At 37.3% G+C, this 14,440-nt stretch carries 13 protein-coding genes and 2 pseudogenes; 4 read left to right on the forward strand and 11 right to left on the reverse strand.

The window, feature by feature from the left end; all coding sequences use genetic code 11:
* Positions 1–82 precede the first annotated feature (82 nt).
* Both K6V48_RS04815 and K6V48_RS12010 read right to left on the reverse strand, forming a co-directional pair.
* Positions 83–166 carry a 23S rRNA methyltransferase attenuator leader peptide ErmL gene (locus K6V48_RS04815; protein ID WP_032501549.1) on the reverse strand — a complete coding sequence of 28 codons (84 nt, stop codon included), beginning with the start codon at positions 164–166 and terminating at the stop codon, positions 83–85.
* Between the two features lie 48 nt (positions 167–214).
* Positions 215–298 (reverse strand): annotated as a pseudogene (locus tag K6V48_RS12010) (MLS leader peptide); the annotation flags it as partial.
* Between the two features lie 257 nt (positions 299–555).
* Between K6V48_RS12010 and K6V48_RS04825 the strand changes: the two are divergent.
* Complete coding sequence (locus K6V48_RS04825; protein ID WP_001015311.1) at positions 556–1,236, forward strand: IS6-like element IS1216 family transposase; 681 nt, start codon at positions 556–558, stop codon at positions 1,234–1,236.
* A 296-nt stretch (positions 1,237–1,532) separates the two neighbouring features.
* Here the strand turns inward: K6V48_RS04825 and optrA are convergent, their stop codons facing one another.
* From optrA to K6V48_RS04840, 3 genes and pseudogenes are all read right to left on the reverse strand, one after another.
* The gene (gene optrA, locus K6V48_RS04830; protein ID WP_050572105.1) at positions 1,533–3,500 is read right to left on the reverse strand and encodes an ABC-F type ribosomal protection protein OptrA; all 1,968 of its coding nucleotides are present in this window, start codon (positions 3,498–3,500) and stop codon (positions 1,533–1,535) included.
* Positions 3,501–3,831: 331 nt separating this feature from the next.
* On the reverse strand, positions 3,832–4,527 hold the full coding sequence (locus tag K6V48_RS12015; RefSeq protein WP_174854653.1) for a helix-turn-helix domain-containing protein: 696 nt from the start codon (positions 4,525–4,527) through the stop codon (positions 3,832–3,834).
* Positions 4,521–4,664 (reverse strand): annotated as a pseudogene (locus K6V48_RS04840) (CatA-like O-acetyltransferase); the annotation flags it as partial. The gene K6V48_RS12015 and the pseudogene K6V48_RS04840, both read right to left, overlap by 7 nt.
* Positions 4,665–5,117: 453 nt before the next feature.
* Between K6V48_RS04840 and K6V48_RS04845 the strand changes: the two are divergent.
* Positions 5,118–6,071 (forward strand): IS30 family transposase, encoded by a 954-nt coding sequence (locus tag K6V48_RS04845; RefSeq protein ID WP_141596847.1) that lies wholly within the window; start codon positions 5,118–5,120, stop codon positions 6,069–6,071.
* A gap of 20 nt (positions 6,072–6,091) precedes the next feature.
* Here the strand turns inward: K6V48_RS04845 and K6V48_RS04850 are convergent, their stop codons facing one another.
* From K6V48_RS04850 to aroA, 6 genes are all read right to left on the reverse strand, one after another.
* Entirely contained in the window at positions 6,092–6,262 is a 171-nt protein-coding gene (locus tag K6V48_RS04850) for a hypothetical protein (protein WP_002941306.1), read from the reverse strand.
* 390 nt (positions 6,263–6,652) lie between these two features.
* A complete protein-coding gene (gene rlmD, locus K6V48_RS04855) occupies positions 6,653–8,008 on the reverse strand; it encodes a 23S rRNA (uracil(1939)-C(5))-methyltransferase RlmD (protein WP_222368274.1) in 1,356 nt (451 codons plus the stop codon).
* 68 nt (positions 8,009–8,076) lie between these two features.
* A complete protein-coding gene (locus K6V48_RS04860; RefSeq protein ID WP_172016504.1) occupies positions 8,077–9,396 on the reverse strand; it encodes an LCP family protein in 1,320 nt (439 codons plus the stop codon).
* A 14-nt stretch (positions 9,397–9,410) separates the two neighbouring features.
* The gene (pheA, locus tag K6V48_RS04865) at positions 9,411–10,238 is read right to left on the reverse strand and encodes a prephenate dehydratase (protein ID WP_172038466.1); all 828 of its coding nucleotides are present in this window, start codon (positions 10,236–10,238) and stop codon (positions 9,411–9,413) included.
* Positions 10,229–10,720 (reverse strand): shikimate kinase, encoded by a 492-nt coding sequence (locus K6V48_RS04870; RefSeq protein ID WP_172038467.1) that lies wholly within the window; start codon positions 10,718–10,720, stop codon positions 10,229–10,231. Before K6V48_RS04870 ends, pheA begins: the two co-directional genes overlap by 10 nt.
* 8 nt (positions 10,721–10,728) lie before the next feature.
* Positions 10,729–12,009, reverse strand: a complete 1,281-nt coding sequence (gene aroA / locus K6V48_RS04875; protein ID WP_172038468.1) for a 3-phosphoshikimate 1-carboxyvinyltransferase — start codon at positions 12,007–12,009, stop codon at positions 10,729–10,731.
* A 341-nt stretch (positions 12,010–12,350) separates the two neighbouring features.
* Here aroA and K6V48_RS04880 point away from each other — a divergent pair, with 341 nt between their 5' ends.
* Both K6V48_RS04880 and K6V48_RS04885 read left to right on the forward strand, forming a co-directional pair.
* On the forward strand, positions 12,351–13,388 hold the full coding sequence (locus K6V48_RS04880) for a 3-deoxy-7-phosphoheptulonate synthase (RefSeq protein WP_172038469.1): 1,038 nt from the start codon (positions 12,351–12,353) through the stop codon (positions 13,386–13,388).
* 9 nt (positions 13,389–13,397) lie between these two features.
* Positions 13,398–14,423 carry a 3-deoxy-7-phosphoheptulonate synthase gene (locus tag K6V48_RS04885; RefSeq protein WP_172024679.1) on the forward strand — a complete coding sequence of 342 codons (1,026 nt, stop codon included), beginning with the start codon at positions 13,398–13,400 and terminating at the stop codon, positions 14,421–14,423.
* Positions 14,424–14,440 lie beyond the last annotated feature (17 nt).

The raw sequence follows: 14,440 nt of genomic DNA on the forward strand, positions 1-14,440 counted from the left end.
AGTTAAACGATTTGTTTGTAATTTTAGTTATCTGTTTAAAAAGTCATAAGATTAGTCACTGGTAGGAATTAATCTAACGTATTTATTTATCTACGTAATCACTGTTTTTAGTCTGTTTCAAAACAGTAGATGTTTTATCTACATTACGCATTTGGAATACCAACATGACGAATCCCTCCTTCTTAATTACAAATTTTTAGCATCTAATTTAACTTCAATTCCTATTATACAAAATTTTAAGATAATGCACTATCAACACACTCTTAAGTTTGCTTCTAAGTCTTATTTCCATAACTTTAGGGTTAACCATACGCAAGACCAATCACTCTCGGACAATACTCATGATTTTAATGATAAAATCCATGTTAAACCCATAGATAAGAAATACACCTGCAATAACCGTTACCTGTTTGTGCCAATTTAAAAATGCACCACTTTTTTATAATTAAAACGGTTGAAAACTGTACCACTAATAACTCACGGTTCTGTTGCAAAGTTTTAAATCTACTATCAAATAAGGTAGAATAATAGAAAAAGATAGCAGGAGGAATGACGATGAATCATTTTAAAGGAAAGCAATTTCAGCAGGATGTGATTATTGTAGCCGTGGGCTACTATCTTCGTTATAACCTTAGCTATCGTGAAGTTCAAGAAATCTTATATGATCGTGGCATTAACGTTTCTCATACGACGATTTATCGTTGGGTGCAAGAATATGGCAAACTACTCTATCAAATTTGGAAAAAGAAAAATAAAAAATCCTTTTATTCATGGAAAATGGATGAAACGTACATCAAAATTAAAGGAAAATGGCATTATTTGTATCGAGCCATCGATGCAGATGGTTTAACCTTGGATATTTGGTTACGTAAAAAACGGGACACACAAGCAGCCTATGCTTTTCTTAAGCGGTTAGTGAAGCAGTTTGATGAACCGAAGGTTGTAGTCACAGATAAAGCCCCCTCTATTACAAGTGCCTTTAAGAAACTAAAAGAATACGGCTTTTATCAAGGGACAGAACATCGTACCATTAAATACCTGAATAATTTGATTGAACAAGACCATCGTCCAGTAAAGAGACGCAATAAATTCTATCGAAGTTTACGCACTGCCTCTACAACGATTAAAGGCATGGAAGCCATCCGAGGATTATATAAGAAAACCCGAAAAGAAGGCACTCTCTTCGGGTTTTCGGTCTGTACTGAAATCAAGGTATTATTGGGAATCCCAGCTTAAATCATAGATACCGTAAGGGATTTTATTCTTTATTTAAAACTTTGCAACAGAACCTACAGAGGGCTACTGGAAGAACAACTTCTGGCAGCATAACAATCAAAGGAAATTTAGTGAGTTTATACGACTACACTTTTCTTGACAATTCCAAAGTATAGATAATAAAAACCGCTATGCGGCAAACTCAAAAGGTCTTCACATAGCGATTATATCTAATAAAAATTCATTAATTTTTTTACATTTTCAACAACCAGAATGTATCATTAACACTTTTACATCCTTATTGCATAACTCAAAAATTACATAACTTCCAATTCTCTCATCAACTGTTCCCATTCATTAAAATAATTACCCTGACACCTTTTAACATCATCAATTGATTTTTGTATTTCCGTCAGTACTATATAATCAGAAGAATTGTTTGGTTCAGAAATGATTTTATTCAATCTTTCTAATTCTTCATCATATTGATTTATTAACACTTCAAGCTTTTCAATTCGTTTCTCCTTCTTAACCTTCTCCTTCTCAATGGAGTTACGATCGCCTTTTACTGTGTTATTTTTCTCTACTTTCTGCTCAACTTTAATGTTATTAAATGGCTTTTCAGAATTCATCCTTTTTTTCTCGTACTCACCATAAGTAGATTGTACAAACTCTACACCATCCTTATCAAAAACAAGTAATCTGTCAGCAATCTTATTAGTAAAATATCTATCATGTGACACAAAAATAATTGTACCTTGATAACTGCATAAGATATTCTCTAAATTCTCTTTTCCAATAATATCCATGTGGTTTGTCGGTTCATCTAAGATTAAAACATTAGTACGTTTATATAATAATTTACATAATGTCAATCTAACCTTTTCTCCACCTGACAAAGAGGACACCGGTCTAAAAACATCATCTCCACTAAACTGAAATGAGCCAAGAGCAGTTCTGACCTCTGTGTCATTTAGCTCAGGGTATTCGCTTTGAAAAATTTCGAATAGTGTATCATCTCCACTGATTTGAGCAAGCTGTTGGTCAAAATAGCTAATTTCAACATTGTATCCGAATTTAAAATCTCCAGACAATGCTGCCACACCATCCATAAGTGTTTTAAGCAACGTGGATTTACCAATACCATTACTCCCAACAATTCCAAGCTTCTGTCCCCTTTCAAGGTTGAAATTAACCTTTGCAAGAGGAGTATCATAGCCTATCACAAGTTCTGAAGCACTTAATACTTGCCTTGAACTACTGATTCTCGGTTGAAATTTAGACATATAAGTTTTTGTATCGTATTGGTCTGGTGCATTTAATATTTGCATACGCTGTAATAATTTAATTTTAGATTGCACCATTTTAGCTTTCGTAGGTTTATAACGAAAACGTTCAATCAAGCGTGTAATCCTTTCAATTTCTATCTGTTGCAAGTCGTAATCTTTTTGCTGTTTGATATGATTTTCTCGTTTTTGCTCCTCAAAGGCTGAATAATTACCTTTATAACATTTGGTCTCTCCCCATTCGATTTCATAAACCTTATCCACAATTCGATTAAGAAACATTCTATCATGGGAAATAATAACCAATGTAGATTTATAACTTCTCAAATAACTCTCCAACCATTGTATTGTTTCTATATCAAGGTGGTTAGTAGGTTCATCAAGTAATAGAATGTCTGGCTTTGTTAAAAGTATTTTTATAAAAGCTATCTTAGTTCGCTGACCACCTGAAAATTCAGAAATGGGTTTTTTATCATCTGCTTCAGTAAAACCCATACTACGAATCATCGTTTCATATTCTTTTTGGTAGGTTAGACCTCCAAGAGCCATATACCTTTCACTGATATCAGAGTATTCATTGATGATTTTATCATCATATTGATTCTCCATTTTATCTATCAGCTGTTTCATCTTGTTTTCCATATCAATAAGCGTCTTAAATACCGTACGGACTTCATCCACCATTGATATACTTTCATCTTCAAAAGGCATCTGTCTTAAATAGCTAATATAAGGGTTACCGGTCTTTATTACTTGAAACTCACTTTCACCAGTTCCTTCTTCTAATTCAATTTCGCCTATAATAGCTTTTAGCAAGGTTGTTTTTCCACATCCATTTCTACCAACAATAGCAATCTTTTCATTATCATTGATTTCAATATCGATGTTTTCCAACACCATATTACCATCATAGTAAACGGCACCATTAATTATTTTGTATTGCATTTTCATATCCTCCTTTGCGTTAGTACTAGCAATTGCAAAGGTGGCTTTGGACAATAATTATTCTACTCCATGTAAAGCTTGTCACAGCCACCTATACATGGAGTTCTTTAAATGTTACTATAGTTGTAGATTTCATTTGCTTCTACCTCCTATCGATTATTAATATAATTCAATTGCCACCTTATTGTACCAAGTCGCTAGCGCAATGGCTAGCCTAAGTTTTAGCTTACACCCTTTCTGGTAAAAGTAAAGTAACTGATCTGTTATCTCATCTGGCACCAGATTCCCGATAAACCCTGCTGTTCCCGTCAACAGAAACCGCAGCCACACTGGAAAAAGATACAAAAGGATTGCCGCAATTGATTCTTTGCATTAGCCATCAGCTTTACAAATCACTCTTTCTATATTCAAAAGGCGTTTTTCCTGTTTCTTTTTTAAACACGGATGTGAAGTAACTTTGTGAGTTAAATATAAGATATTCACTAATTTCTGATATTGACTGATTCGTATATACCAATAGAAATTTGGCATATGCTATTTTCTCCTTCTTAATGTATGCACCAACAGTCATACCTATATCTATCTTGAATTTACGCATGAAGTGATACTGACTTAGACCAATTTCTGTGCATATTGACTGAATGGTGAGCTGACGGTTGATATTTCTTTTAATCATCCTGACTGCTTTTGCTATGTCTGAAGAGACACCAGATACTCTATAATCTGCAGTACTTAAAGCGAAATGCTCCAAAATACTGTTATACATAGCAACGGACTCTTCTCTTTTTCTCAGAGAACTAAAGCGATTTCCGTAATAGCTACTGATTGCACCTGACATTTCAATAGGAAGACCGCCAGCAATAGCATAGTACATCGATAGATACAGACAGAATGTCAGCATGGATTTTGTTGATTGTTCATTATTACAAAATTCAAAAAGTGCATTAAGGTAATCTTGATCCCGGTTCAGCTGTTTAAGTGTAGTTATATCACCATTTTGGACAAGCTCAAGTCTTGTTCGTAAGTCCTGATAACTTTGTTCAATCGTCCGCTTTGAAAGCTCAGACGTTTGTAGTCCCATCCTTTATTTTTTATCATACTTTTAAGTAAAGTGATATCAAATTCTTTAGTAACACTGTAAGTTGTTTGTTGATTGAAATAATGATTAAAATATTCTTTTCTATCCCAAGTTTCCAAATTAATAATATTAAAAGTCATATATAATTTTCCTCCTAAATTTCATCTTATCTCTTTGTATTTAGGAGGAATAATCCTCTGATTTTTTCATATATTGTGTCACCTCTTAAACGTTAATTATACTAAAGTAATTTAACTTCAATTTATAGTATAACACAACAAGATGATATGTTCAATATAAAAGTTATGGAATGAGTCTCATACTTCCAATCGAAAGTTCTATAATGAAGTTAGCCACCCCAACCTAGCCAAAAAACAGCTGTTTCAACTGGTTCAGCTGTCTGTTCTGGTTTCGTTTGTTAACAGGCTTGGACCTGTTAGGCTGGTTTACCAAGGCGAATGAGAGCCTTGGCTAAGCCAACAAAACAGGTTCAAGGGTACCTGTTGACAAATGAAAGTTCCTTGTAGGTAAAAGAAAACACCTCCGTGTTATACTTGTAGTTCACCACAAACACAAGGTAGGAAGACACGGAGATGCATACACATTATACACCAAAAGGAAAACATTTGACAATCGAAAACCGCAGACAAATTGAACGGTGGAAAGGCGAAGGGAAATCCAATCGGGAAATCGCTCGCTTATTGGGAAAGGCTCCGCAGACCATTCACAATGAAGTGATACGAGGGACGACCCTACAACAAGTCCGAAAAGGTCGCTTCAAAAAACTCTATTCCGCTGATTATGCCCAAAATCTGTATGAGAAAAATCGGAAAAAGTCCGTTAGAAAACTGAGCTTAACAAAGGAACTCGCTGATAAAATTCGGCACTACAATATGGAAAAATTCTCGCCTGAAATGATGGTTAGAACCAAGGACATCAATGTGGGGATTTCAACCATCTACTACTGGATTCACAAGGGGCATCTCGGCTTGACCAAGAAGGATATGCTTTATCCTAGAAAAGGGAGGACTACCAAAAAACAGGCGAGTCCAAACTTTAAGCCTGCTGGAAAGTCAATTGAAGAGCGGCCAGAGGTGATCAATCTTCGACTGGAGCTTGGACACTATGAAATTGACACGGTTCTATTGACGAGAGCGAGAAACAAATGCCTTTTGGTCTTGACGGACAGGAGAAGTCGCCACCAAATCATTCGATTGATTCCAAATAAATCGGCTGAGGCTGTGAATCAGGCCTTGAAAATCGTCTTGAAGGAGTTCCAAATCAAATCCATTACTACAGATAATGGAACCGAGTTTAGTCGCTTGTCAGAAGTGTTTCTGGAGGAATATATCTACTACGCTCACCCTTATTCCTCTTGGGAGAGAGGCACGAACGAGAATCACAATAGGCTTATCCGACGATGGTTGCCGAAAGGAACCACAAAAACGACCCCGAAAGAAGTCGCTTTTATCGAAAATTGGATCAATAACTATCCCAAAAAATGTTTGGGCTACAAGTCACCGAGAGAATTTCTTATAGGTGGCTAACTCGGAATTGAAATTTGCCCTCATACTTCCAATTCGATGCCAGATTTAAAGGATATGACGAAGTGTTCTTCATAGACTGTAACGCTCTGGATTATCTTCCTTAGTAGCAAGCGATTAGCTTTCACAAAATCTTCTGTTTGTAGTTTTAAAAATTCATCAGGATTTTCTAACTCAACCTCAAAATATTTCATTTTACATTCCCTCATTTCATTTATTGATAAATTGAGTTTACAAAAAAGAGTGGACAATTTTTGTCTACTCTTAACCTTTAAAATAGTTTTTTTTAATCGATTTGAAGTTGCCTAAATTATTACTTATTCGGTAAAATGAAGTATTGCTTTCAACAGATTTCCTTCAACTACACTTCACTTGATTCAAACAAGGTGGGTACATTTCTATTCCCACAAACTCCTTGTCAACGGAAATAAACACGTACCCACAGGGTAAATGGAAATAGATTTTGATAATTTCTTGCTATCACTTCTACTCACTCCAAATAATTACTCACTCTAATACTTCCCCACTACATAACAAAAGCCTTGCAATCAAGGCTTTTCATTATCCCTTTCGTTCAAAGGTTTCTAGGCTTTTACGAGCAGAGCAACACACTCGACGTGATGCGTATTCGGAAATAAATCAGTCGGCTGGACCTTCGTCAATTTGTACCCCAATTCCTCATAAAGTTTAATATCACGCGCCATCGTGGCTACATTGCAGGAAATGTAGACAATTTTTTCCGGCTCAACAGAGGCACTGGCACGAATAAAACTATCCGTCAAACCTTTTCTTGGCGGATCAACAAAGATAACAGTCGGTTTAATGCCAGCCGTAACCCATTTTTGCATAGCGGATTCTGCACTATCACAGACATAGGTAACATTGTCAATACCATTTCTAGCAGCATTTTTCTGGCTATCAAGGACAGCCTTTTCAACCACTTCCACTCCATAGACATGCTGAACTTGTCTTGCAAAAGATAGACCGATCGTCCCGATTCCGGAATAGGCATCAATTATAACATCATCTGCCGATAGTTCAGCAAAGTCAATAGCCGTTTGATACAGTTTTTCAGCCATTTCAGTATTGACTTGATAGAAAGAAGGAGCTGAAATTTCAAATTCATTGCCTAACATCGTATCAACTATTGTTTCACTACCGTACAAGAGGCGGAACTCTTGACCGAATATCGCATTGGTGTTCAGATCATTGATATTCTGAATAACCGAGACAAGATTTGGGAACTGTCTGGTCAAGCGTTCGATTAAGGTTTCAATACGAAAAATCTTTGGCCTGGTTGTCACGATGATCAACATGAGTTGCCCTGAATAATGGCCACGACGAACGACAATGTTTCTGACCAGACCAGTTTGTTCTATTTCATCGTAAGGTTTTAAATCCAATTGACGCATGAGATCACGAGTAGCCAAAATCAAGGCATCAATGTCCTTGTGTTGAATATAAAAATCTTCAATTGGCACTAAATCGTGAGAATTTTTTCGGAAAAAACCTGTTTCTAACTGGCCATTGACACGACGAACAGGAACAGCTGCCTTGTTACGGTAAGCCACAGGATGATCCATCCCGATTGTATCGTTCACCTCAATATCAGTAATTCCTGCAATCTTTCTCAAACTCGTTTCAACTTGCTTTCTCTTAAATTCAAGTTGAGCAGTATAATTCAAATGACCCAAATCAGCAATACCTGTTCTTAAATAGGTCAAATCAAGGCTCTGATTACGATTTGGTGCAAAGCTCAGCCATTCTTCCACCTTACCAAACCCAATATTTTTCTTCAGTTTTAAAATTTTCATCCGAATATTTTCACCCGGTAGAGCATTGTCTACAAAAAAGACGAAGCCGTCTAATTTTGCGACACCTTGTCCCTCATGGGTCAGGTCTATTATTTCTACTTCAACAATTTCATTTTTCTTTAACATAAATTTTACTTTCTATTTTGGACACTATAAAAAAGTGACCGAAGTCACTTTCTAGTATACCATATTTCCTAACGCAAACCCATTTCAGCTAGGCGTTCTTGATATTTTTCAAAATCTATCCGCAAAGCCATACCGCCATACATATCATAATCATCAATCCAATCACCATTTTCTGGAATAGTCATTCGTTCTATCCCATTTGCTGCATCCAAAACAATACCTGGACCCTGAAACCACATAAAACTTTGTGGAACTGTTGTAGGCGTCATTGCGACTACTTTCCCGATTGCCTCAGAACCAGAAAATAGTTTCATTGGATTTTTTACCTGTGACATGATAGCTGACAGAACTTGTTGCTGACGTCTAGTCCGACCATAATCCCCCTCATCATCAGAACGATACCGAGCGTAATTCAGAAGTGTCTTACCGTCCATCTTTTGTTCACCAACGTAAATTGTCTGATAGGGTGGAGCATTTTCCTCAAGTCCTAAATCATTGGGAGCTTCGATTGAACTTACCTCTTCCCCATCAATAGTTGAAAATTGTGCATCAATAGTTACACCATCTGGGAAAAGAGTATCTATGGTAGTAGCAAAAATAGAAAAGTCAACCATTGCATAGTATTGAATATCAATATCAAAATTCTCTTTCAAGGTAAGTCGAACTTGTTCAGCACCATGGAGATTATCTTGCTCTCCAAGTGTATAGGCATTGTTTAACTTATATTCGTAACCGCCTATATCCACTAAGGTATCGCGCATAAAACTGACAAGTTTCACCTTATTTTCCTTATTATTAACATTTAAGACCATTATGGTATCTGTCCGTGTTTCTTCCGAACTCTCTCCAATACGACCATCTGTCCCCAAAATGAGTATATTTGTTCCATCAGTTGTTTCTACACCATTAAATACCTCCGGAACTGGTTTCTCGCTAACACTGTTCATACCTTTGAAAAAATTAAAGCACATTGCCCCAATCACAAACAACAAAGCAAGAATCAAATAAAAGAAAATTCGTTTCAACCGACCGCGTTTTCTAGGTTTTTTCTGTTTTTTTAACTTGATTTTAGGTACTGTTTTTTCTGGTTGTATCTGCTTTTGGGGCTGCTTTCTGCTTCTTGATTTACGCTCAGGATACTGAGGTAGGATAGCCTCCTGTTCAATATCATCATCAAAGTAATCACTCTCAAAATTATCCTCATAAGCAGATGCTACATGACGTGACTTCAGTTGTTGAGGAGATGCATGACGTTCTCTAAGCTCTTTTTTATACAGCAAATACTCTAATTCACGCTTTTCCTTATCATTTAAATAATGGATATTTTTTTGCAAATAATCTAAACGCAATTCTTCGTGATGCGTTAGGACACTATTATCATTTCTCATAGTACACTTTCATCTTACATCATCATATACACTGTGTAAGTTCCTAAAATTTTATAAACTATTCCTAAACTACTCATCTCTTCTAAAGAGAATCGAATGAGTTCATCAGACTCATTGTCAATATCTAATATGAAAAAATACTCTCCCAGTGCTGTTTTTAAAGGACGACTTTCTATTTTTGTCAGGTTAATCCCGCGCCATGAAAAAACAGACATTGCTTTATAGAGGGCACCCGGTAAATTATCAGGTAAGGTCAACGCTAAGCTGACTTTTTGAGCTACTTTTCCCAACTGAATTTCTGGCACCTCATTTCCCAAAATCCAAAAGCGAGTAAAGTTTTCACTGATTTCCTGAATATCTTGGCCAATCACCTCAAGACCATACTCATCTGCAGCAGCATGAGGAGCAATGGCGGCGAAGGGTTGGTCCGCATGTTCAGCGACAAATCGAGCCGCGTAAGCAGTGCTTGCTGTAACCTCAATCCGAGCCTGAGGAAAATGCTCCTGAATGTATTTTTTCCCCTGAGCAATAGCTTGTGGATGGGAATAAATCACTTCAATTGATTTATGTGCATCGGTTGCCAATAACTGCTGAGCAATTGGCTGAACAATTTCTGCAACTGCATGTATTTCTGCCTGATGAAAAAGATAGTCTATGGTCTCATGAACACTTCCTTCAATCGAGTTTTCTACTGGAATGACGGAATAGGTAACTTGTCCATTTTCATAAGCTTTAATCACTTCTGTAATCGTTCCGAAGGCCTTCAAATCAGCAGTTGGAAATGCCTCCTGGGCAACTTGATGGGTGAAGGAACCTCGAGGTCCCAAATAGGCTACTTGCATAGAATTTTCCTTGCTACTTGTTCTGGACGTACATGATCTGTATCAATAACTGTTGTTGCCAATCCTTGATAAAGTGACATCCGTTCTTGATAAATGGCTTTAAATTCATCTTTGCTATGTTGCAAAAAGAGTGGCCTTAGTGATTGATCATCCATGCTAATTCTCTGATAAGCAACCTCAAAGGAGGCCGTAAGAAGTACATTATTATCCTTATTTTCCAGCAATAACTTCCTGTTTACTTCAGATTTTACAACACCACCACCCGTTGAAACGATGCAATCTGCTGGTAATGTTAATAATTCTTTTAGCACCTCTGTCTCGATCTGGCGAAAGGCCGCTTCTCCCTTCAGACTAAAATAATCAGCGATTGACATACCAATCCGTTCCTCTATGATCTGGTCCATATCATAGACTGGGAGTTCTAACAAACTGGCAGTTGTAGTTTTCCCAACTCCCATAAATCCTAGTAATACGATTGGCATATTTACTCCTAATCAATCAAACTATTTAAGTGTTCAAAGAAAGCCGGGTAGCTTGTATTGATCGCTTCCGCTCTCTCTAATTCAACTTCTCCATTTTTAGCCAATAATGCCGCAATAGCTGTCATCATACCAATACGATGATCACCAAAGGTATTGACTGTAGCACCATGTAAAGATGTTGGTCCATGAATAATCATACCATCCTCAGTCGGCTCAATATTCGCACCCATGCTGTTCAAAGCGTCCGCGACTACTTGAATTCGATCTGTTTCTTTAACCTTGAGTTCTTCAGCATCCTGAATCACAGTTGTACCATTTGCTTGAGTTGCTAATAAGGCAATGATAGGTAGTTCATCTATTAAACGTGGAATTAATTCACCACCAATTTCTGTGGCATGTAGGTCTGAATATTCAACTGTAATGGTGGCAGATTTAGCGAGTTCATCAACATTCGACAAGGTCATTTTCCCGCCCATGGCCTTAATGACATCTAAAATTCCTGTACGCGTCTCGTTAATACCAACATTTTCTAGTATAATCTTTGATCCTGGAACAACCAACCCAGCAACCAACCAGAATGCTGCACTTGAAATATCACCTGGAACTGTGATTTCTTGCGCTGTAAACTCCTGACCACCTTGAATACGAATTTCTTTTCCATGAACATCTAATTGCCCACCAAATTGAACAATCATATCTTCCGTATGATTTCGTGTCAGTTCCTTTTCAACGATGACGGATTCCCCTTCTGCCTGCAAGGCAGCAAATAGCAGAGCTGACTTAACTTGAGCTGATGCTACAGGAAGTTTGTAATGAATCGGTTTTAAATGCTTACTACCTTTTATTGTTAAAGGAGGCAAATCACGGTCAGTTTGACCTGAAATCTCCACACCCATTTGACTGAGTGGGACAGTTACACGATCCATTGGACGTTTGGACAGAGAATCATCACCAAACATGGTTGCCTCGAAGTCCTGACCAGCTAAAACACCTGATATCAAGCGAATCGATGTTCCCGAATTTCCCATGTCCAAATCATTTTTGGGGGCCTGAAAGCCATCAAAACCAACACCATGAATCTCCACAGTGTCCCCATTATCTTCAATTTCAACTCCAAGATCACGGAAAACTTGCATAGTCGATAGGACATCTTCTCCTCGAAGAATATCGTGAACTGTTGTGACACCCTTAGCCAAGCTACCAAAAATAATCGAACGGTGACTAATTGATTTATCACCTGGAACACGAATGGTCCCCTTTAAATGCTCTACATTACTTCTTAATCTCATATCCTTACCTCAAAATAGTTTCATTCCCATTTTACCATATTTACAGAATATTTTCTGATTTTTTTGACAATTCGTAGGAAAAATACGATTATTCGTGATTTAAAACAAACGTTAAAATGTATTTATAGAAGCTGATCAAGTCTTTTTTTATCGGTTTTAGACATCGTTTACCATACTACATGTTTTAAACCTTCATTTCGAAATCAATCCAAAATCGGTCAGTATCTCAGATTTTCATAATCCAGAAAAGAAATATTCTGAATTTACTGTAAATTTACCGTAAATTCACTAATCTATATTTAAAAATCGCTAGAATAATGATATAATTAGGAAATCTACTAATGAAAGAGGAAGATCTATTGTTCACACCAATCAGCGAAAAAATTAATATCGACCAAGTTCGGGAACATTCTAAATTAGCACCTGAAACACTGGCAAAAAAACAAGCACGAGACCGTGAGCTCGAAGCAATTCTCAAAGGTGAAGACGATCGTCTATTATTGGTCATCGGTCCATGTTCATCTGATAATGAGGAAGCTGTTCTTGATTATGCGCATCGCTTGGCTAAACTCCAAGAGGAAGTCAAGGATAAAATCTTCATGGTCATGCGTGTATATACTGCCAAGCCACGTACTAATGGAGATGGCTACAAGGGACTCATGCATCAACCTGATACAGATGCCGCCCCTAGTCTTATTAATGGTATTAAAGCTGTTCGTAACCTGCACTATCGTGTGATTACGGAAACTGGTTTAACGACTGCTGACGAAATGCTGTATCCTGAAAATCTACCACTTGTAGATGATCTAGTTTCCTATATTGCGATTGGTGCTCGCTCTGTTGAAAACCAGCAACACCGCTTTGTTGCTTCTGGTATTGATGTTCCAACAGGCTTTAAAAATCCAACTTCGGGCAACCTGAAAGTCATGTTTAATGGAATTTTTGCAGCTCAGAAGAAACAATCTTTCCTTTTCAACAACACAGAGGTTGAAACTTCTGGTAACCCACTTGCCCATGTCATTCTCCGCGGTGCAGTGAACGAAAATGGAAAATACCTGCCGAACTACTACTATGATAACCTTTTGGAAACGATTGAGATTTATCAACAATTCGGATTAAAAAATCCATTCATTTTGATTGACACAAACCATGATAACTCTGGTAAAAACTATTTAGAACAAATACGAATCGTACGCCAAACCTTGATCAACCGAGACTGGAACGAGTCCATCCGTAACTATGTCCGTGGATTTATGATTGAATCCTATATTGAGGACGGTCGTCAGGACAATCCAGACATTTATGGAAAATCAATCACTGATCCATGTTTAGGTTGGGAAAAAACACAAGAATTAATCCGAGAAATATATAATAGATAGGAAATAATGATGGGAATACATAGAAAAAGTACTAGTATTGATATAGAACAAATTAAAGAACTTTCAAAACTTGAAGGCGACTTTTTAGTAGCAAAAAACCAGCGTGATGAAGAACTAAAACGAGTGATTAGGGGTGAAGATCAACGTCTTCTCCTCGTCATCGGACCTTGCTCTTCTGATAATGAAGATGCTGTTTTAGATTATGCAAACCGTTTGTCAAAACTCCAGGAAGAGGTTAAAGATAAAATCTTTATCGTTATGCGAGTCTATACTGCAAAACCGCGTACAAATGGTGAAGGATACAAGGGTTTGATGCATCAACCAGATACGTCTAAACTACCTGATTTAATTAATGGTATTGCTGCTGTACGTCATCTCCATTACCGAGTGATTACTGAGACAGGTTTGACAACGGCGGACGAAATGCTCTATTCTGCAAATTATCCTTTGGTAGAAGATTTGGTATCTTATCATGCTATCGGAGCTCGCTCCGTCGAAGACCAAGAACACCGTTTCGTTGCTTCTGGAATCGATATGCCTACAGGCATGAAAAACCCGACTTCAGGCAATTTGACAGTTATGTTCAATGGTATCTATGCTGCACAAAATAAACAAAATTTTATCTACCGAGATGCCGAAGTTGATACGGACGGCAATCCACTTGCCCATGCTATTCTTCGCGGTGCCAATACTGAAAAAGGTGGTTATGAGCCGAACTACTACTATGACATTCTTTTGAAAACCATCAAGCAATATGAGCAATTTGGTCTTGAAAATCCATTCATTGTCATCGATACCAACCATGATAATTCTGGTAAAAATTACTTGGAGCAAATTCGCATAGTTCGCCAAACGCTTATTAATCGTGATTGGAACGAATCCATTCGTAAATACGTCCGTGGTTTCATGATTGAATCCTACTTAGAAGACGGCCGTCAAGATAGCCCTGAAGTCTATGGCAAGTCCATTACTGATCCTTGCTTGGGATGGGAAAAAACCGAAGCACTCATCCGTGAAATTCATCAGACACTATAATTATTTTATAATTGCAA

It is taken from the genome of Streptococcus suis (genome assembly GCF_019794555.1).
GTDB classification, from domain to species: Bacteria; Bacillota; Bacilli; order Lactobacillales; family Streptococcaceae; genus Streptococcus; species Streptococcus suis_AB.

What these genes read in the sequence shown, in the direction of transcription:
- K6V48_RS04815 (WP_032501549.1), bottom strand. Translation starts at nt 166, where the DNA reads ATGTTGGTATTCCAAATGCGTAATGTAGATAAAACATCTACTGTTTTG.
- K6V48_RS04825 (WP_001015311.1), top strand. Translation starts at nt 556, where the DNA reads ATGAATCATTTTAAAGGAAAGCAATTTCAGCAGGATGTGATTATTGTA.
- K6V48_RS12015 (WP_174854653.1), bottom strand. Translation starts at nt 4,527, where the DNA reads ATGGGACTACAAACGTCTGAGCTTTCAAAGCGGACGATTGAACAAAGT.
- K6V48_RS04845 (WP_141596847.1), top strand. Translation starts at nt 5,118, where the DNA reads ATGCATACACATTATACACCAAAAGGAAAACATTTGACAATCGAAAAC.
- K6V48_RS04850 (WP_002941306.1), bottom strand. Translation starts at nt 6,262, where the DNA reads ATGAAATATTTTGAGGTTGAGTTAGAAAATCCTGATGAATTTTTAAAA.
- rlmD (WP_222368274.1), bottom strand. Translation starts at nt 8,008, where the DNA reads ATGTTAAAGAAAAATGAAATTGTTGAAGTAGAAATAATAGACCTGACC.
- K6V48_RS04860 (WP_172016504.1), bottom strand. Translation starts at nt 9,396, where the DNA reads ATGAGAAATGATAATAGTGTCCTAACGCATCACGAAGAATTGCGTTTA.
- pheA (WP_172038466.1), bottom strand. Translation starts at nt 10,238, where the DNA reads ATGCAAGTAGCCTATTTGGGACCTCGAGGTTCCTTCACCCATCAAGTT.
- K6V48_RS04870 (WP_172038467.1), bottom strand. Translation starts at nt 10,720, where the DNA reads ATGCCAATCGTATTACTAGGATTTATGGGAGTTGGGAAAACTACAACT.
- aroA (WP_172038468.1), bottom strand. Translation starts at nt 12,009, where the DNA reads ATGAGATTAAGAAGTAATGTAGAGCATTTAAAGGGGACCATTCGTGTT.
- K6V48_RS04880 (WP_172038469.1), top strand. Translation starts at nt 12,351, where the DNA reads ATGAAAGAGGAAGATCTATTGTTCACACCAATCAGCGAAAAAATTAAT.
- K6V48_RS04885 (WP_172024679.1), top strand. Translation starts at nt 13,398, where the DNA reads ATGGGAATACATAGAAAAAGTACTAGTATTGATATAGAACAAATTAAA.